The sequence below is a fragment of the Delftia sp. WSY_16 genome, from assembly GCF_043104415.1.
In the GTDB taxonomy this organism is placed as follows: Bacteria; Pseudomonadota; Gammaproteobacteria; order Burkholderiales; family Burkholderiaceae_C; genus Comamonas; species Comamonas tsuruhatensis.
Window position 1 is genome coordinate 71,593 of sequence record NZ_JBICKS010000002.1, and the last position, 16,384, is coordinate 87,976.

General features: G+C 68.7%; 16 protein-coding genes. 9 read left to right on the forward strand and 7 right to left on the reverse strand.

All coding sequences use genetic code 11. From position 1 onward, the window contains the following. Positions 1-43: 43 nt before the first annotated feature. Positions 44-427 (forward strand): tautomerase family protein, encoded by a 384-nt coding sequence (locus ACF8O7_RS00495; RefSeq protein ID WP_016448235.1) that lies wholly within the window; start codon positions 44-46, stop codon positions 425-427. Positions 428-477: 50 nt separating this feature from the next. On the opposite strand, the gene ACF8O7_RS00500 is transcribed toward ACF8O7_RS00495, so the two are convergent. Then, positions 478-1,362: a LysR family transcriptional regulator gene (locus ACF8O7_RS00500; protein WP_016448236.1), complete on the reverse strand. Its 885-nt coding sequence runs from the start codon at positions 1,360-1,362 to the stop codon at positions 478-480. Positions 1,363-1,494: 132 nt separating this feature from the next. Here ACF8O7_RS00500 and ACF8O7_RS00505 point away from each other — a divergent pair, with 132 nt between their 5' ends. Together ACF8O7_RS00505 and ACF8O7_RS00510 are read left to right on the forward strand one after the other, a co-directional pair. After that, entirely contained in the window at positions 1,495-2,484 is a 990-nt protein-coding gene (locus ACF8O7_RS00505) for a tripartite tricarboxylate transporter substrate binding protein (RefSeq protein ID WP_280047950.1), read from the forward strand. 13 nt (positions 2,485-2,497) lie between these two features. Then, on the forward strand, positions 2,498-4,129 hold the full coding sequence (locus ACF8O7_RS00510) for a gamma-glutamyltransferase family protein (protein WP_288898576.1): 1,632 nt from the start codon (positions 2,498-2,500) through the stop codon (positions 4,127-4,129). A 23-nt stretch (positions 4,130-4,152) separates the two neighbouring features. On the opposite strand, the gene ACF8O7_RS00515 is transcribed toward ACF8O7_RS00510, so the two are convergent. Then, on the reverse strand, positions 4,153-5,148 hold the full coding sequence (locus ACF8O7_RS00515; protein WP_063325725.1) for a tripartite tricarboxylate transporter substrate binding protein: 996 nt from the start codon (positions 5,146-5,148) through the stop codon (positions 4,153-4,155). A gap of 26 nt (positions 5,149-5,174) precedes the next feature. Beyond that, a complete protein-coding gene (locus ACF8O7_RS00520) occupies positions 5,175-6,065 on the reverse strand; it encodes an amidohydrolase family protein (protein ID WP_392441986.1) in 891 nt (296 codons plus the stop codon). 70 nt (positions 6,066-6,135) lie between these two features. On the opposite strand from ACF8O7_RS00520, the gene ACF8O7_RS00525 reads away from it, so the two are divergent. The 5 genes from ACF8O7_RS00525 to ACF8O7_RS00545 all read left to right on the forward strand — a co-directional run bounded on the left by ACF8O7_RS00525 (position 6,136) and on the right by ACF8O7_RS00545 (position 9,818). After that, positions 6,136-7,107 (forward strand): LysR family transcriptional regulator, encoded by a 972-nt coding sequence (locus ACF8O7_RS00525; RefSeq protein WP_392441988.1) that lies wholly within the window; start codon positions 6,136-6,138, stop codon positions 7,105-7,107. Positions 7,108-7,131: 24 nt separating this feature from the next. Beyond that, the gene (locus tag ACF8O7_RS00530) at positions 7,132-7,398 is read left to right on the forward strand and encodes an antitoxin (RefSeq protein WP_043790233.1); all 267 of its coding nucleotides are present in this window, start codon (positions 7,132-7,134) and stop codon (positions 7,396-7,398) included. Further along, positions 7,395-7,841: a type II toxin-antitoxin system VapC family toxin gene (locus ACF8O7_RS00535; protein WP_392441991.1), complete on the forward strand. Its 447-nt coding sequence runs from the start codon at positions 7,395-7,397 to the stop codon at positions 7,839-7,841. Before ACF8O7_RS00530 ends, ACF8O7_RS00535 begins: the two co-directional genes overlap by 4 nt. Before the next feature lie 63 nt (positions 7,842-7,904). Then, positions 7,905-9,110: an MFS transporter gene (locus tag ACF8O7_RS00540; RefSeq protein WP_016448243.1), complete on the forward strand. Its 1,206-nt coding sequence runs from the start codon at positions 7,905-7,907 to the stop codon at positions 9,108-9,110. Between the two features lie 78 nt (positions 9,111-9,188). Next, positions 9,189-9,818: a DUF4124 domain-containing protein gene (locus tag ACF8O7_RS00545; protein WP_034367434.1), complete on the forward strand. Its 630-nt coding sequence runs from the start codon at positions 9,189-9,191 to the stop codon at positions 9,816-9,818. 63 nt (positions 9,819-9,881) lie between these two features. On the opposite strand, the gene ACF8O7_RS00550 is transcribed toward ACF8O7_RS00545, so the two are convergent. From ACF8O7_RS00550 to ACF8O7_RS00565, 4 genes are read right to left on the reverse strand one after another with little or no spacing between them, the layout of a single operon-like run. Further along, on the reverse strand, positions 9,882-11,027 hold the full coding sequence (locus ACF8O7_RS00550) for an ABC transporter permease (RefSeq protein ID WP_349335624.1): 1,146 nt from the start codon (positions 11,025-11,027) through the stop codon (positions 9,882-9,884). 1 nt (position 11,028) lies between these two features. Then, positions 11,029-12,243 (reverse strand): ABC transporter permease, encoded by a 1,215-nt coding sequence (locus ACF8O7_RS00555; protein ID WP_034399486.1) that lies wholly within the window; start codon positions 12,241-12,243, stop codon positions 11,029-11,031. A gap of 13 nt (positions 12,244-12,256) precedes the next feature. Further along, positions 12,257-13,306, reverse strand: coding sequence for an HlyD family secretion protein (locus tag ACF8O7_RS00560; RefSeq protein ID WP_016448246.1), 1,050 nt, complete (start codon positions 13,304-13,306; stop codon positions 12,257-12,259). Further along, on the reverse strand, positions 13,303-14,754 hold the full coding sequence (locus ACF8O7_RS00565; RefSeq protein WP_392441995.1) for a TolC family protein: 1,452 nt from the start codon (positions 14,752-14,754) through the stop codon (positions 13,303-13,305). The genes ACF8O7_RS00560 and ACF8O7_RS00565 overlap by 4 nt, the downstream gene beginning before the upstream one ends. 283 nt (positions 14,755-15,037) lie before the next feature. Here ACF8O7_RS00565 and argA point away from each other — a divergent pair, with 283 nt between their 5' ends. After that, entirely contained in the window at positions 15,038-16,384 is a 1,347-nt protein-coding gene (gene argA / locus ACF8O7_RS00570) for an amino-acid N-acetyltransferase (RefSeq protein ID WP_392442030.1), read from the forward strand.

Sequence of the window (16,384 nt, forward strand, 5' to 3'; positions counted from 1 at the left end):
ACGCAAAGCAACGCAACTCAACTCAACGCAAAGGAGCCACACCATGCCCATGACCCGGATCAACATGCGCGCCGGCAAGTCCCCCGCCTACCGCCAGGCCATCTGCGACAGCCTCTACCGCGCCATGCGCGAGACCTTCAACGTGCCGGAGGACGACCAGTTCATGACCATCACCGAGCATGACGGCGACAACTTCCGCTACAGCGCCTCCTACCTGGGCGTGGCGCGCAGCGACGATCTGGTGCTGGTGCAGCTCACGGTCAGCAACACCCGCAGCCTGGAGCAGAAGATGGCGCTGTTCAGCCGCATCGCCGAGCTGCTGGTCGAAAGCCCCGGCCTGCGGCCCGAGGACGTGTTCGTCAACCTGGTCGAGGTGGACAAGGAGAACTGGTCCATGGGCCATGGGCTCGCGCAATACGCAACTTAAGACACGCGGATCGGCGCAACACCCACAGCGGCGCGCTCAGTCCGGCACACTCAGTCCGGCACAGCCAGCGCCGCCACGAATTGCTGGCCCACGGCGGTGATGATCTCGGCGCGCGCCGCCGTGCGCAGCTGCACCAGGGCGATCTGCCGGCTCTCGGCAGTCTGGGCAAGGGGCAGCACGCGCAGGCGCGGGTCGCCCTCCCAGCCATGCCGCGCCAGGTTGGGCAGCATGGCCACGCCCATGCCGTCGCGCACCAGCTCCACGATGGTCTCGATGGAGTTGAGCTCCAGGAACTCCTGGGGCTTGGCGCGCAGACGGCGCAGCGTGCGCTCCACCAGCTCGCCCGTGTGCTCGGTGCGGTCGAAGCGGATGAAGGGATAGCGCTCCACCATGTCGGCAGGCGCCGCGGGCCGGGCGGCGCGCGGCGCCAGCAGCACCATGGGCTCGGCGTACAGCGGCGTCCAGACCAGCGAGGGGCGCTTGATGGCCGGGTTGTAGACCACCACGGCCGCGTCCAGCTCATGGTTCTCCACCTGGGCGATCAGCCGGTTGGACTTGCCCGAGACCACATGCAGGTCCACCGCCGGATGGTGGCGCTTGAGCTCCAGCGTGGCGCGCACCAGCTGGCTCAGCGCCGAGACGATGGAGCCGAACTGCACGGTGCCGGCCAGCGGTGCGTCGGCCCGCGTGCCGTGCTTGGCCTGCTCGTACAGCGCCACCAGCTGGGTGGCAATGGGCACCAGCGCCCGGCCCTGCTCGTTGAGCGTGACCAGCTTGCCCTGGCGCGCGAACAGCTTGCGCTTGAGGTCGTTTTCCAGCGTGCGCATCTGCAGCCCCACGGCCACCTGGGTCAGCGCCACGCGCTGTCCGGCGGCGGTGAAGGAGCCCTCGGCCGCCACGGCGAGGAAAGTGCGAAGAATGCGCAGGCTTGGCATAAAAGTTTTGCTTTCAAGATTCGTAAGAAATTCCAGCTTTCACCAAACAGTTTCTATCATCAAAATCGCTGGCAACCGATAGCCGATCGTCCTGATCGCACCCTCCCACTTCCCGGATTTCTGGAGATCTCCATGCCTGCACCCGTGTCCCGCCGCCTGCTCGTCTGCTGCGCCGCCCTGTTGACCTGCGCCACGCCCGGCTGGGCCGCGCCCGCCGCCGATGCCTGGCCCTCGCAGCCGCTGAAGATCATGGTGGGCTTTGCCGCCGGCGGCGCCAACGACATCGTGGCCCGCATCCTGGCCAAGGAGCTGCAGCAGCGCCTGGGCCAGAGCGTGGTGGTGGAGAACCGCGGCGGCGCGGGCGGCCTGATCGCCAGCGAAGTGGTGGCCAAGGCGCCCAAGAACGGCTACACGCTGCTGCTGGGCTCCATCGGCAGCAACACCGTGGCGCCCGTGCTGGCCAAGAAGCTGTCGTTCGACCCGCGCAAGGACCTGGAGCCCATCACCCTGGTGGCCGAGTCCGGCAACGCGCTGCTGGTGAACGCCGCCCTGCCCTACAAGACGGTGCAGGAAATGATCGAGGCCGCGCGCAAGGCGCCGGGCAGCATCAACTACGCATCGTCGGGCAACGGCTCCACCCTGCACCTGGCCGGCGCGCTGTTCGCGCAGCAGGCCGGCGTGAACCTGGTGCACGTGCCCTACCGCGGCAACGGCCCGGCCATCACCGATGTGTCGGGCGGCCAGGTGCAGGCCATTTTCTCGGGCATTCCGCCCGCCATCACCTCGGCCAAGACCGGCCAGACCCGCATCCTGGCCGTGACCACGAAGCAGCGCGTCAAGAACCTGCCCAGCGTGCCCACCGTCGCCGAGGCCGGCCTGCCAGGCTATGCCTTCACGTCCTGGTACGGCCTGTTCACCACGGGCGGCACGGACCCGGCCATCGTCGAGCGGCTGGCCCAGGAAGTGCGCAAGATCATGGAGCGCCCCGAAGTGCAGGCCCAGTTCGAGGCCCAGGGTCTGGACCCCGAGACCAGCGACCCCAAGTCCTTCAAGCAGCAGATCGACCGCGAGCTGACGCGCTGGAGCCGCGACGTGAAGACCATGGGCATCACCGCCGACTGAGGCAGGTTCTTTCATGCACGCCTCTTCCTCTCCCTTCACTCCCGGCAATCCCTACGACTCCAGGCGGGTGCCCGTGTTCGCGCGCAATGCCGTGTCCACCTCCCACCCGCTGGCGGCGCAGGCCGGCCTGCGCATGCTGTGGGCAGGCGGCAACGCGGTGGACGCGGCCATTGCGGCGGCGGCGGCCATGACCATCGTCGAGCCGGTGAGCAACGGCCTGGGCTCGGACGCCTTCTGCATCCTCTGGGATGGCAAGGAGCTGCACGGGCTCAACGCCAGCGGCCGCGCACCGCAGGGCTGGGCGCCCGAGTACTTCCACCAGCGCTATGGTCGCCAGGACAAGCCGCCGCGCCGGGGCGTGGACTCCATCACCGTGCCGGGCGCCGTCAGCGCCTGGGTGGCCCTGCACGAGCGCTTCGGCAAGCTGCCCTTTGACGCGCTGATGGAGCCGGCCGCCGAGATCGCAGAGCGCGGCTACCTGGTGCCGCCCGTGGTCCAGCAGAAATGGGCCGCAGGCGCGCCCGAGCTGCAATCGCAGCCGGGGTTCAGGGAAAGCTTCCTGCCCCGGGGCCGCGCGCCTGAGGTGGGCGAGCTGTTTTGCTTTCCCGCTGCAGCGCGCGCCCTGCGCGCCATTGGCGCCACGCGCGGCAAGGCCTTCTATGAGGGCGAGATTGCCCGGGCCGTGACCTCGTTCGTGCAGCAGCACGGCGGCTGCCTGGGCATGGCCGACATGGCCGCGCACGAGGTGCAATGGGTGCAGCCGCTGGCCAAGGACTACCGCGGCCACACGCTGCACGAGATACCGCCGGGCGGGCAAGGCATTGCCGCGCAGATTGCGCTGGGCATTCTGTCCAACTTCGACCTGGCCAGCCTGCCCGTGGATGGCGTGGCCTCCCAGCATCTGCAGATCGAGGCCATGAAGCTGGCCTTTGCCGACATCTACCGCTACGTGGCCGATGCGGACATGGAGGTGACGCCCGCACAGATGCTCGACGACGCCTACCTGGCCTCGCGCGCCAGGCTCATCGATCCGCGCCGTGCGCAGGACTTCAAGGCCGGCAACCCCGTGCGCGGCGGCACCATCTACCTGACGGCAGCCGACGAGAACGGCATGATGGTCAGCTTCATCCAGAGCAACTTCTCGGGCTTTGGCTCGGGCGTGGTGGAGCCGAGCTTCGGCATCAGCCTGCAAAACCGCGGCCACGGCTTCGGCACCGACCCCCAGCACCCCAACCGCGCCAACCTGGTGGGCCCGGGCAAGCGCCCCTTCCACACCATCATTCCGGCCTTCCTGACCCGCGACGGCCAGCCCGTGATGAGCTTCGGCGTCATGGGCGGCAACATGCAGCCCCAGGGCCACATGCAGACTGTGGTGCGCATGCTGGACTACCGCCAGTCGCCCCAGGCGGCCTGCGATGCGCCGCGCTGGCGCGTCAACGAAGGCCTGTCCATCAACGTGGAAGGCGGCATGGACCCGTCCACCATCGCCGGCCTGCAGGCGCTGGGCCACCAGGTGGAGGTCATCCACGACCCCTACCAGGACTTCGGCGCCGGCCAGTTCATCTGGCGCATGGGCGATCCCGCCGTGGAGGGCTACCAGATCGCCAGCGACCCGCGCCGCGACGGGCTGGCGGCCGGGTTCTGAAGCGTGCTCCAACCCGCCTGTGGCTACTCCGCGCGCAGACGCCCCTGCCGGGTCAGCCGCGCCGCCAGCGCGGCTTCTTCGCTGACCAGGCGCTGCAGCACGGCCGCGCTGGCCGGGAAGGGCTCGCTGCCCAGCTCGCGGATCAGGCGGCTGAACTCCGGGTCGGCCACAGACTGGGAGATCCAGCCATACAGGCTGTCCACGCTGGCCGTGGGCACACCCTTGGGCGCGAACACGCCCACGAAGGTGGTGGCATCGAACACCGGCAGGCCCAGCTGGGCCAGGTCGGGCACATCGGCCAGCCCGCCCCCGGCGCGCGGCCCCAGCACGAACAGCGCGCGCAGGGCGCCGCTCTTGATATGCGGCGTGGAGCTGGTGATCTGGTCCACCACGGCGTCGATCTGCCCGCCGATCAGATCGACCAGGGCCGGCCCCGATCCCTTGTAGGGCACGGGATTGACGCGCACCTTCACGGCATCTTCCAGCTGCAGCACGGCCAGGTGATTGGGCGAGCCCGGGCCGGCATGGCCCACGGTCACGCTGCCATCCCTGGCCTTCATCGCCTTGATGAAATCGGCAGCGGTCTTGAAGCGCGCGTCGTTGGCGCGCACCACCACGACCACGGGCGTGCGGCTGACCACGGCAATGGGCGCAAAGCTGTCGGCGCGGTAGGGCAGCTTGATCATCTCGGGCAAGGTGCCCAACTGGCCCGGCGTGGCCACCAGCAGCGTATGCCCGTCCGGCTCGGCGCGCGCCACCCAGCCCGAGCCCACGGCACCACCGCCGCCCGCACGGTTGTCCACGATCACGGACTGCCCCGCATGCCGGGCCAGCGGAATGCCCAGCGTGCGGGCCACGATGTCCACGTTGCCGCCCGGCGCAAAGGGCACGACCAGCGTGAGCGGCTTGGCGGGAAATGCGCGCGCCTGCACTGCCGATGCAGCCGATGCCGCAGCCAGCGCCGCGAAAGATACCGCCGTGCGGATAAAGCCTCTGCGGCCCGATGTGATTCGATTCATTTTCTCTGTCTCCTGCTATTTGAAAATCAATGACCCCAATACAGGCGCGCGGGGTTATCGACCAATACCGTGTGCCTGTATTCCTCTGGAACCCAATCCACCAATGCCTGCGCCAATTCTCCAGCGGAATTCGAACGGGCCTTTATTCCGGGATGCGGCCAGTCCGACCCCCATACGATCCGGTGCGGATTGGCCTGCACCAGGGCATGTGCAATCGGAACCACGGCCGGGTCCACGGCCGATGCCGTTGCCGATATCCGGTAGGCGCCCGAGAACTTCACCCAGGCCCGGCCTTCCTTCATCAGCGCCTGCAGGTTGCGGCTGCCCGGCCCGCCGGCGCCCAGCTGGCGCGACGGGTGGCCGAAGTGATCCACCACCACGGCCACGCCCATGTCGGCCACGCGCTGCGCCAGGCCAGGGTCGTCATCCACATTCACCAGCAACTGCATGTGCCAGCCCAGGCCCCGGATGCGGTCGGCCACGGCCCGCAGGCAGGAGACGGAGACCCCGCCCGAAAACAGCGCATTGCACCGAGCGCCCCGCACGCCCAGGGCGTGCAGCGCTTCGATCTCTGTATCCGGCGTGTCTTCGTAGATCACGGCCACGCCACGCATGCGGCCCGCTTCGGCATGGCGCAGCGTCTGCTTGAGCAGGCCGTGGTCGCGGCCATACACGCTGGGCTGGACCAGAACGCAGCGGGCCACGCCCAATGGGCGAAAGGCTTTCCAATAATCGTCCATGGACGCAACGGCCGGTGTATAGGCGCTTTCCGCAATCAACGGAAAATCATCGGAACGACCAAATACATGGAAATGGGTATCGCAGGAATTTTCTGGAAACAGATATTGTTCCGCTGGATTTTCGACTGCGTCGCAATCAACGGCACAGCGGTTGAAACTGGGTGAATTCATGGGCATTCATTTCAAAGCTGGTGCATTGTCGTGACGCACGTAAAATTCAGTCAAGCTCATCTTTGTCATCATCAAAATGAACAGCATTCAACATGCAGACGGCACGCCCCGGGCCCCGGTCAACCTGCGCAGCATCGACCTCAACCTGCTGGTGATCTTCGAGGCCCTGGTGGAAGAACGCAGCGTGGGCAAGGCCGCCGCGCGGCTTGGCATCACCTCCTCGGCCGTCAGCCATGCGCTGCGCCGGCTGCGCACCCAGTTCAACGACCCGCTGCTTCTGCGCACGGCCGAAGGCATGGCGCCCACGCCCGAGGCCGTGCGCCTGGCGCGCAGCTTCCGCAAGGCCTTCAGCGAGATCGAAAGCGCCATCGAAGTCAGCGGCGCCTTCGACCCCGCCACGGCGCGGCGCAACTTCCATCTGCGCCTGTCCGACTACGTGGGCGTGCTGCTGCTGCCGCAGCTGTGCATCCATCTGCGCGCCGTGGCGCCGGGCATCAGCCTGTCGGTGCAGTCCTTCGACGGCCGCCAGCCCTCGGACCGTGTCGAGTACGAAGGCGTGGAGATACGGCTGTCCGTCTCGCGCGGTCGCTCGGTGCTGTCGGCGTCACGGCGCCTGCTGGACGACCAGTGGATGGTGCTGATGCGCAAGGACCATCCGGCCGCCGCCTCCCCGCTCACGCTGGAAAAATACCTGGAGCAGGGCCACCTGAAGGTCACGGGCGTGGGCAGCAGCATCGTGGACGAACTCCTGGCCGAGCGCGGGCTGGCGCGGCGCGTGATGTTCCAGGTGCCCACCTGGCTGGGCATGGTGCCCGTCATCGAATCCACCGACCTGGTGGCCGCCATGCCCGCGCACTGGATGCACAGCGTGCTGTCCGGCTCCAACTGCGTGGCGCGCCCCATGCCCCTGCCCGAGCTGGCCCTGTCCATCGACGCCGTCTGGCATCCGCGCAACGACCATGACGCGGGGCACAAATGGTTCAGGGAGCTGATCCACCAGATCTTCCAGGAGGCGTACAGCAAGTCACAGCGCGGATATATACTTTGATACATACCAGCAGGAGGAATCACCGTGACGCAGACTGCCAAGCTTTTCACCACCGGTCGCAGCCAGGCCGTGCGCCTTCCCTATGAATTCCGGTTCGAGGAAAAAGAGGTCTACATACGTCGCGACCCCATCACGGGCGACGTGATCCTGTCGCGCCGTCCCGACTCATGGCAAGAGTTCTTTGCGCTCGACGCCACCACCGACGTGCCGGCCGATTTCATGGACACCGCTGACCGAGCGCAGCCAGAGTCAGGCCGCGATCCGTTTGCCGACGAAGGCAGTGCGCGATGACACGCTACCTGCTGGACACCAACATCGCCAGCCACATCATCAAAGGCGATATCCCTGCCGTGCGCGAACAGCTGGTTCGCGTACCCATGCACCAGATCGCAGTGTCGGCGGTCACGCAGGCCGAACTGATGTACGGGGTCGCCAAGCGCGGCCACCCTGCCGGGCTGTCGCTGCGGGTGACAGGGTTCCTGGCCCGCGTCGAGGTGCTGCCCTGGACGGCCCAGGTGGCCGATGCCTACGGCCACCTGCGCGCCGCTTGCGAGGCGGCCGGCATCACGCTGGCCTCCATGGACATGATGATTGCCGCGCACGCCCTGCTCCTGCAGCAGCAGGCCGCGCAGACCGGCGAGCGCTCGGTGCTGGTCACAAGAGACCGGGTTTTCAGCCGCATTCCCGAACCCGGACTGGCCATCGCGGACTGGACGACCGGCCCGGTTGGCTGAATCGGCGCTTAACCCAGCCCTCATGCTTTTCGGTGAAGATGCGGTCTTTCCGCCGCACAAGCCATGACACCAGAACAACACACTCCAGCGCTGCAGCGCCGCAACCTCGGCCTGCTCGTGGCCGCGCAATCGCTGGGGGGCGCGTCGCCGCCCATCATCATTTCGCTGGGCGGCCTGGTGGGGCAGCAGCTGTCCACCAATCCCACGGCCACCACGCTGCCGGTCAGCATCTACCAGCTGGGCCTGGCGCTGTCCACGCTGCCCGCGGCCTGGCTGATGCAGCGCATGGGGCGGCGCACGGCCTATGTGCTGGGCGCCATCCTGGGCGTGGTCTCGGGCGTGATCGCCGCCCAGGGCATTGCGCACTCCGATTTCGTGACCTTCTGCATCGGCACGGCGCTGGCGGGCTTTTACGCGGCCTGCGTGCAGAGCTACCGCTTCGCGGCCACCGACGCCATGACCGACCCCGCCGAGCAGGCGCGCGCCATCTCGCGCGTGATGATCGGCGGGCTGATCGCGGCCATCATCGGCCCGCAGGTGGTGATCTGGACGCGCGACGCCCTGCCCATGACGCCGTTCGCCGGCAGCTTCTACAGCCAGGCCGTGCTCGCCCTGCTGGCCCTGCCGCTGCTGCTGGGCCTGAAGCTGCCGCCGCCCCAGGCCCGCGCCGTGGCGGGCGAGGCCCGGCCGCTGGCCGAGATTGCGCGCACGCCGCAGTTCATCGTGGCGGCTTCGGCCGGCGTGGTCAGCTACGGTCTCATGGCCTTTCTGATGACGGCCGCGCCCATGGCCATGGTGGGCTGCGGCCACACGGTGGGCGAGGCGGCGCTGGGCATCCAGTGGCATGTGCTGGCCATGTTCGCGCCCAGCTTCTTCACGGGCCGGCTGATCGCGCGCTTCGGCAAGCGCCGCATCACGGCGCTGGGGCTGGTGATGATCGCGGCCTCGGCCCTGATGGCGCTGATGGGGCTGGAGTTGCTGCACTTCTGGGGCTCCCTGGTGCTGCTGGGCGTGGGCTGGAACTTCGGCTTCATCGGCGCCACGGCCATGGTGACCGAGTGCTACCGCCCTGCCGAGCGCGCCAAGGTGCAGGCGCTCAATGACTTCCTGGTCTTCGGCACCGTGGCCGTGGCCTCGTTCGGCTCGGGCCAGTTGCTGCACACGGCCGGCTGGGACGGCATCAACACCTGGCTGCTGCCCATCGTGGGCGTGGTGCTGCTGATGCTGGCCATGCAGGGACGGGGTCGCGGCGCGGGCGCGCCGGCCTGAAGTGTGAAGCGCATGTCGGAACGGACGCCATGCCAGGCCATCGGAAATCGTGGTCCAGACCTCTTGTGGAGAGAATCCATGCGTGAAGCCATTGCACTGTTGTGCGGCCTGACATTCGCAGTTCCAGCCATGGCGCAGATCTATCAATGCAAGGATCCATCCGGAGAAATGAATTTCTCCGACCGTCCATGCAGCAGCGCGCAAGTCGGCGGCATGATCGAGCGCCGAAAGACGGATGCGGAGATTCTCCAGGAGCGCGCCGAGGCCGCGCAGGCCAACGAGCGCAAATACCGCCAGCAGGCCGTCGACGCACAGCGGCGCCAGATCGATAGCCAGCAGCGCATGATCGACCAGCAGGCGCAGCAGCCCACGCCTGCATCAGCCTCCCCGGGCTGCAGCCAGGCTCGCAAGGAGCTGGAATTCGTCTCCAGCATCCGCAGCCTCTCCGAAGGCGAAAAGCGCATGCGCATGAATGCGCAGATCTCCAACGTGAACGCATCCTGCGGCACGAATATGCCCTTGCTCCAGGAGCCACCCAAGATTGTCCTGACCCCTCCAGCCGGCACCCGCACCGTAAAGCTCGACCGGTGCAAGGCAGACAGCTGCTTCGACATCAAAGGCAACCTCTATCGCCGGTATCGCGACACCTTGACCGCCTACAACGGGCTGATCTGCGTGCTGGAAGGCGACACGATTCGCTGCGACTGAGCGGCGCCGTCCAACCCATGATGGGATCCGCCAAGGCGGACCTGTGCTGGACGCAGCATCGGTCTACTTGCGGCCATCCCCGGGCAGGTCTGCACGGCGGCTGCCCAGCCAGAGCACGGCCACCCAGCCCAGCAGCGCCAGGGCCAGCAGCACGGACAGATGCCATAGCGCCGCCTCCAGCGGGGCGCCGGCCTGGTTCAGTCGCAGCGAGGCCTGGATGGCGGCAGTGCTTGGCGACAGCCAGCGCAGCGCCTGCAGCAGTTGCGGCAGGGCCTCGGCCGGCCAGCTGAAGCCGCCGACGAAGGCCAGCGGGATGGAGGTGAACAGCACCACCTGCATGGCGCGCTCGCGGTTGGCCAGCCACCAGCCCAGCAGCGCCGCCGCTCCCGCCACGGCCGGGACGAAGACGGCCAGCAGCGCCAGCGCGCCCCAGGGATTGCCGCCACGCGGATAGTCGTGCCAGACGAAGATCCAGCCGAAGTAGTACAGGCCCGAGAGCCAGCCCAGCGTGCACAGCGCCAGCAGCCGCGCCAGCCAGGTGCGTGCCGGCGCCCGGTCCAATCCCTGCTCGCGCCAGGTTCCCACCAGCAGCGCGCCGCCCATGAGCAGCGTCTGCTGCAGGATGATGATGGCCACGGCGGCGACGACGAAGCTGCCGTAGCCTTCCGTCGGATTGAACAGGGCCTGCATCTGCAGGTTGACGGGCGAGCGGCTGGCCTGGGCCTGCAATGCGCTCTGTCCGCCGGCCGTCAGCCGCCGCAGCTCCACGCCTGCCGAGACCGTGCCAAAGGCCTCGGCAAAGCCGTACTGCACCTGCTTGGCGGCCAGCGGGTAGGCACCGTTGGCATAGACGGGGACCACGGCCTCTTCGCTGCGCACCACGCGGCGCTTGAGGTCGCGCGGCAGCAGCGCGTAGCCCATGACGCGGCCATCCAGCAGGGCCTGCTGCGCCTGGGCCTCGTCGCCCGTGACCAGGGTCACCTCGATGCGCGGGCTGGCCTGGGCAAAGCGCAGCATCTGGCGCGCCAGGCCGCTGCCGTCGTGCTGCACCACGGCCACGGGCACGCGCTGCACGACCTCCTGCCCATAGAACCAGGGATAGAAGAAGCCGTAGAGCACGGGTGCGCCCACCAGCAGCATGAGCACGCCCACGTCGCCGAACACGGCACGCAGGGCGCTGATGAAGTCTTGCGCAAAGCCCCTGGCCATCTCAACGCCCTCCCCATTTGTCGGGGCGGGAAAGGCCGCGCGCCAGGCCTGCCGTGGCCAGCAGCAGCAACACCAGCGCGGCCAGCAGCAGTCCGGCCACCACGGGCAGGCTCTGCACGATGGGCGCGCCCATCTGCAGCTGCTCTATCTGCAGCCGCGCATAGTGGGTATAGGGCATGGACAGGGCCCAGGCACGTGCCGAATCCGGCATGGCCAGCAGCGGAAAGCCCACGCCGCTGAACGCAAAGGCCGGCGCCGACAGCAGGCCCGCCCCCGAAAGCGCCGTGCGCAGCGACAGCGTGAGCGCCGCCAGCAGCGCCCCCGCCGCCAGGCTCACGGCGATCAGCAGCAGCAGGGCCAGCGCCACCCAGGCCAGGCTGGCAGCGCCCTGCCCCGGATGCCAGCCCCGTCCGGCCGTGAGCCACAGCATGGCCAGCGTACCGCCCAGGCCCAGGCTGGCCCAGGACAGCGCCAGCTTGCCCGCCAAGGCGCCCGCAATAGCGCTCCAGCCGGGCTTTGCCGGGCCCGCAGCCTCGGCCATCCACTGGCCCAGCGTGCGGTCGCGCAGCTCGCGCCCCACGGACCAGGCGCCGGCCGTCATGCCCAGGATGTGCAGCAGCGCGGGAATCAGCGCCGCCGCCAGGAACTGCTCGTAATTGGTGGAGATGTTGAACAGCGACACCAGGTTGGTGCGTATGGGCTCCATGCGCACGCGCAGCGCCTGGGCCGGGTCGCCGCGCTTGGCACGGGCCTGCATTTCCACGCCGGCCGACAGCGTTCCCACCACCTGGCGCAGGTCGCGCTGGATCAGGCTGGAATGCGTGGCCAGCTGGGCGTTGTGCATGAGCACCACGTCGGCCCCCTGGCCCCGCTTGATGTCGCGCGCAAAGCCGGGCGGGATCTGCACCACGGCGTAGGCATTCATGGACTGCAGCGCCCATTGCGCCTCGGAGGCATTGAGCGCCTGCGACTGCACGGCCAGGCCCGGCGTGGCGCCAAGCATGCGCACCAGCTGGCGCGACAGGGCGCTGTGGTCCTGGTCCCAGACGGCGACGGGCAGACGCTGGACCAGGCCTGCCGAGAAGATCCAGACCATGAGCAGCAGCGCCAGCAGCGGCACCCAGCTGACCATGGCCAGGTCCCAGGGCCGCCCGCGCAGCAGCCGCCATTCGCGCCGCAGGCTGGCGGCAAAGGCCGTGGGCGGGTTCGCGCTCACTGCCGCCGGCCGCTCAACGGCCGCCTTCCACGACCACGCTCATGCCGGGCCGCGCGCCTGCAATGGGCTGCTGCGGCCGCGCGCGGACCTCGAAGGTGCGCGCATCGAAGCCTTGGCCGGCGCGCGTGGCGCGCCAGGTGGCGAAGTCGGGCAGCACACCCAGGTAGTAGACCTCGAAGCCGGCCTCGCGGTTGTCCAGGCCCGGAAGGCGGCCGGTGAAGCGGCTGCCCTGGGCAAAGCGTGCAAGCTGGTCCTCGCGCACATTGAGCACCACCCACTGGTCGGCCAGGTCCACCACGGTGACCACGGCCACGCCCTGCGGGGACAGCTCGCCCTGGCGGGCCAGCACCTGGACCACCTCGCCGCCCACGGGGCTGCGCAGCTCAGTCTCGGCACGCGCGGCCTCCACCTCGGCGACCACGCCCTGCACCTGGCGTGCCTGGGCCTGGGCGGCACTGCGATCCTCCTGGCGCGCGCCCGAAGCCGCCATTTCATATTGCGCGCGCGCAGCCAGCGCCTGGTCGCGCGAGGCGCGCCAGTTGGCATCGGCTTCATCGCGCTTCTGGGCCGCAACCAGTCCCTGGTCGAACAGGCTTTGCACGCGGCGCAGCGAGGTCTGGGCCAGGTCGGCGGCCGTCTGGGCGCGCTGCCAGTTCAAGCGCGCCATCTGCACTTCCTGCGGGCGGGCGCCGGCCTGCGCCTTGTCGGCCTGGGCCTGGGCGGCATCGCGCGCGGCCTCGGCCTGGGCCAGCTTGGCGCGCACCTCGGGGCTGTCCATCTCCACCAGCAGATCGCCGGGCTGGATCTTCTGGCCTTCGGTGACCCGCACCTTGGCGATGCGCGCCGTGACCTTGGGCGCGATGTCGGTCTCGCGTGCCTCCATCTGGCCCTGGAAATACAGGGGGGCGGGCTGCGCCGCACGCCAAAAGCCCCAGGCCACGAGCAGCAGCACGGCCAGCACGATGGCCAGGGCCAGCCAGGGGCGCCTGCGCCCCGGCGGCACGGGCGCGGGGCCGGGTGCTTCGGTGGCGCTGCGGGGATGGTCGGGCGTGGCTGTGCTCATGGTGCGTCGGGTGGGATCTGTATGTCGGCCTGGGCCATGAATCGGTCGAATTCCTCGCTCTGGCCCGTGCTCTCCAGCAGTGCGGCCAGGGCCTGCACATACTGGTTGGCCAGTTCGGCACGCTGGGTCTGGACCTTGGCGAGATTGAGGCTGGCATCGATCAGGTCCAGCGTGGTGCTGGTGCCTTCCCGCAGGCCGGCCTCGCGCAGCCGCAGCAGCTCGCGCGCAAGATCCTCCTGGGCCTGCTGGGCCTGGTACTGGCGGCGTGCCTGCTCCACGCCCAGCCAGTTCTTCTCGACCAGCAGCGCGATGTCGCTGAGCGCCTGGGCTTCGGTCAGCTCGGCCTGCTCGATCTTGCGCTGCGAGGAGGCGGCCAGCGCATCGCGGTCGATGCTGTCCCACAGCGTCCAGCGCACGGCCACGCCTGCCACCCAGTTGGGCTTGCCGCTGGTGTTGACCTCGCGCGAACCGAAGGCCAGCAGCTGCGGCCGGCGCAGCGCCTCCTGGGCGTCGTGCAGGGACTCGGCCTGGCGCTTCTTGGCCTGCACCTTGTCCAGACCCGGATGGTGCGACTGGGCCGCGGCGACGAAGCCGTCCAGCGGCGGCAGGGGCCGGCTGCTGACGAACAGCGGCGTGCTGGGCAGCACCTGCCGCTGCGCCTTGACCGTGCGCGCCAGCGCCGCTGCGGCCAGGTCTGCGTCGTCGCGCGATTTGCGCGCCTGCTGCTCGGCGTCGGCCAGCGCGGCACGGGCCTGCAGGCGCTCCAGCCGGGAGATCACGCCCGCCTTGAGCATGCTTTGCGCCGCCGTGTCATGCACGCGCACGCCTTCAAGCGCACGCTCGCGCAGCCGTGCGGCCCGCTCGGCCAGCTGGGCGCCGAAGTAGCGCTGCACCAGCAGCGAATGCAGGGCGTGGCTGCTGCTGGCGGCATCGGCCAGGGCTTCGTCGGTGGCAGCGTCCAGGCCACTGCGCACCGCATCGGACAGGCCGCCCAGGTACAGCGGCCAGACCAGGGACAGGCTGGCCGAGGCATTCGTGCTCTTGCGCTGCAAGGCATAGGAAGTGGGCAGTTGCGGCAGCGAGGGAATGGCCGGCCCCACCGAGGGCGGCAGCTGGCCGAGGACGCCGTCCAGGGTGCGCCGCGCAGGATCGAGATCGATGTCGGCATTGGCCGAGTAGCGGTAGCCCAGGCCCGTGATGGCCACGGAAGGCCCGCCCAGCCCCTGCGTACCCTGGCGTCTGAGCCGCGCGCTTTCCACGGCCTTGGCCGAGGCGGCCAGTTGGTCGGAGCCCTGCAGCAGCGCCTGGCGGGCCTGCACGAAGCTCATCGCGGCGGCGGCCTGGGAGGCCGAAGCCTCCCCTGCAGCCTGGGCCGCCCCTGCGACCATGCCCAGCGCCGCCAGCCACGGCACAAGGCGCGCGGGCCGCGCAAGCAACGGAAAAAACATGGAAGCGCTCAATGGCATGAATGGGGGCGCCTTGCGTGGTTCACCGATGGTGGCGAAGCTTACACGGGCTTGCAGGCGGGCCCCCGTCGGACAAGGTCCTGTGCCTTGTGCCCCCGGCACTGTGCAGCAGGGCCGATTTGCGTGGCGTTCCATTCCATTTCTGTGCGCAGGTGCCGCGCCATGCCGCTACACTGGCGCCTGCCTGCGCGAGCATGTCCTGGCGGACCTGTCCGCAGGCCTTTTTTTTCTGCCCGGCATCGGCCCGATGCCCCGACTGACCACCATGTCCACCGTCTTCAACTTCACCTTCGTCCCCTGGTTCCGGTCCGTGGCTCCCTATATCCACAAGTTCCGACACCAGACCTTTGTGGTGGGACTGACGGGCGAGGCCATCGCATCGGGCAAGCTCAGCTCCATCGTCCAGGACCTGGCCATGATCCAGGCCATGGGCGTGAAGATCGTGCTGGTCCATGGCTTCCGTCCCCAGGTCAACGAGCAGCTTGCCGCCAAGGGCCATGAGGCCCAGTACTCGCGCGGCGTGCGCATCACCGACTCCGTGGCGCTGGACTGCGCCCAGGAAGCCGCCGGCCAGTTGCGCTATGAGATCGAGGCCGCCTTCAGCCAGGGCCTGCCCAATACGCCCATGGCCGGCGCGCGGGTGCGGGTGATCTCGGGCAACTTCCTCACGGCGCGGCCCGTGGGCATCGTGGACGGCGTGGATTTCAAGCATTCGGGCCTGGTGCGCAAGGTCGATGTGAGCGGCATCCGCAGCGCACTGGACATGGATGCCATGGTGCTGATGTCGCCCTTCGGCTTCTCGCCCACCGGCGAGGCCTTCAACCTGAGCATGGAAGAGGTGGCCACGCGCGTGGCCATCGAGCTGAAGGCCGACAAGCTGATCTTCATGACCGAGGTGCCGGGCATCCGCATGGACCCCACGGGCCCGGCCGACGAGACCAACCCCATCGACACCGAGCTGCCGCTTGCCACGGCCCGCCGCATACTGGCCGAGCTGCCCACGCCCGAGCAGCCCACGGACACGGGCTTTTACCTGCAGCACTGCGTGCATGCCTGCGAGCACGGCGTGGAGCGCAGCCACATCCTGCCCTTTGCGATCGACGGCGCCCTGCTGCTGGAGATCTATGTGCACGATGGCATCGGCACCATGATCATCGACGAGAAGCTGGAAGAGCTGCGCGAGGCCACGCCCGACGACGTGGCCGGCATCATCCAGCTGATCGAGCCCTTCGAGAAGGACGGCACCCTGGTCAAGCGCAGCCGCACCGAGATCGAGCGCGACATCGCCCACTACACCATCATCGAACACGATGGCGTGATCTTCGGCTGCGCCGCGCTCTACCCCTATCCCAGCGCCAGGACGGCCGAGATGGCGGCCGTCACCGTCTCGCCCAAGAGCCAGGGCACGGGCGACGGCGAGAAGCTGCTCAAGCGCATAGAGCAGCGCGCCAAGGCCCAGGGCCTGGACAGCCTGTTCGTGCTGACCACGCGCACCATGCACTGGTTCATCAAGCGCGGCTTCCAGCCCGTGGACCCCGACTGGCTGCCCGAGGCGCGCAAGGCCAAGTACAACTGGGACCGCAAAAGTCAGGTCCTGGTCAAGAAGTTGTAA

What these genes read in the sequence shown, in the direction of transcription:
- ACF8O7_RS00525 (WP_392441988.1), top strand. Translation starts at nt 6,136, where the DNA reads ATGAACAGCATTCAACATGCAGACGGCACGCCCCGGGCCCCGGTCAAC.
- ACF8O7_RS00510 (WP_288898576.1), top strand. Translation starts at nt 2,498, where the DNA reads ATGCACGCCTCTTCCTCTCCCTTCACTCCCGGCAATCCCTACGACTCC.
- ACF8O7_RS00495 (WP_016448235.1), top strand. Translation starts at nt 44, where the DNA reads ATGCCCATGACCCGGATCAACATGCGCGCCGGCAAGTCCCCCGCCTAC.
- ACF8O7_RS00565 (WP_392441995.1), bottom strand. Translation starts at nt 14,754, where the DNA reads ATGTTTTTTCCGTTGCTTGCGCGGCCCGCGCGCCTTGTGCCGTGGCTG.
- ACF8O7_RS00500 (WP_016448236.1), bottom strand. Translation starts at nt 1,362, where the DNA reads ATGCCAAGCCTGCGCATTCTTCGCACTTTCCTCGCCGTGGCGGCCGAG.
- ACF8O7_RS00515 (WP_063325725.1), bottom strand. Translation starts at nt 5,148, where the DNA reads ATGAATCGAATCACATCGGGCCGCAGAGGCTTTATCCGCACGGCGGTA.
- ACF8O7_RS00540 (WP_016448243.1), top strand. Translation starts at nt 7,905, where the DNA reads ATGACACCAGAACAACACACTCCAGCGCTGCAGCGCCGCAACCTCGGC.
- ACF8O7_RS00550 (WP_349335624.1), bottom strand. Translation starts at nt 11,027, where the DNA reads ATGGCCAGGGGCTTTGCGCAAGACTTCATCAGCGCCCTGCGTGCCGTG.
- argA (WP_392442030.1), top strand. Translation starts at nt 15,038, where the DNA reads ATGTCCACCGTCTTCAACTTCACCTTCGTCCCCTGGTTCCGGTCCGTG.
- ACF8O7_RS00520 (WP_392441986.1), bottom strand. Translation starts at nt 6,065, where the DNA reads ATGCCCATGAATTCACCCAGTTTCAACCGCTGTGCCGTTGATTGCGAC.
- ACF8O7_RS00505 (WP_280047950.1), top strand. Translation starts at nt 1,495, where the DNA reads ATGCCTGCACCCGTGTCCCGCCGCCTGCTCGTCTGCTGCGCCGCCCTG.
- ACF8O7_RS00535 (WP_392441991.1), top strand. Translation starts at nt 7,395, where the DNA reads ATGACACGCTACCTGCTGGACACCAACATCGCCAGCCACATCATCAAA.
- ACF8O7_RS00560 (WP_016448246.1), bottom strand. Translation starts at nt 13,306, where the DNA reads ATGAGCACAGCCACGCCCGACCATCCCCGCAGCGCCACCGAAGCACCC.
- ACF8O7_RS00545 (WP_034367434.1), top strand. Translation starts at nt 9,189, where the DNA reads ATGCGTGAAGCCATTGCACTGTTGTGCGGCCTGACATTCGCAGTTCCA.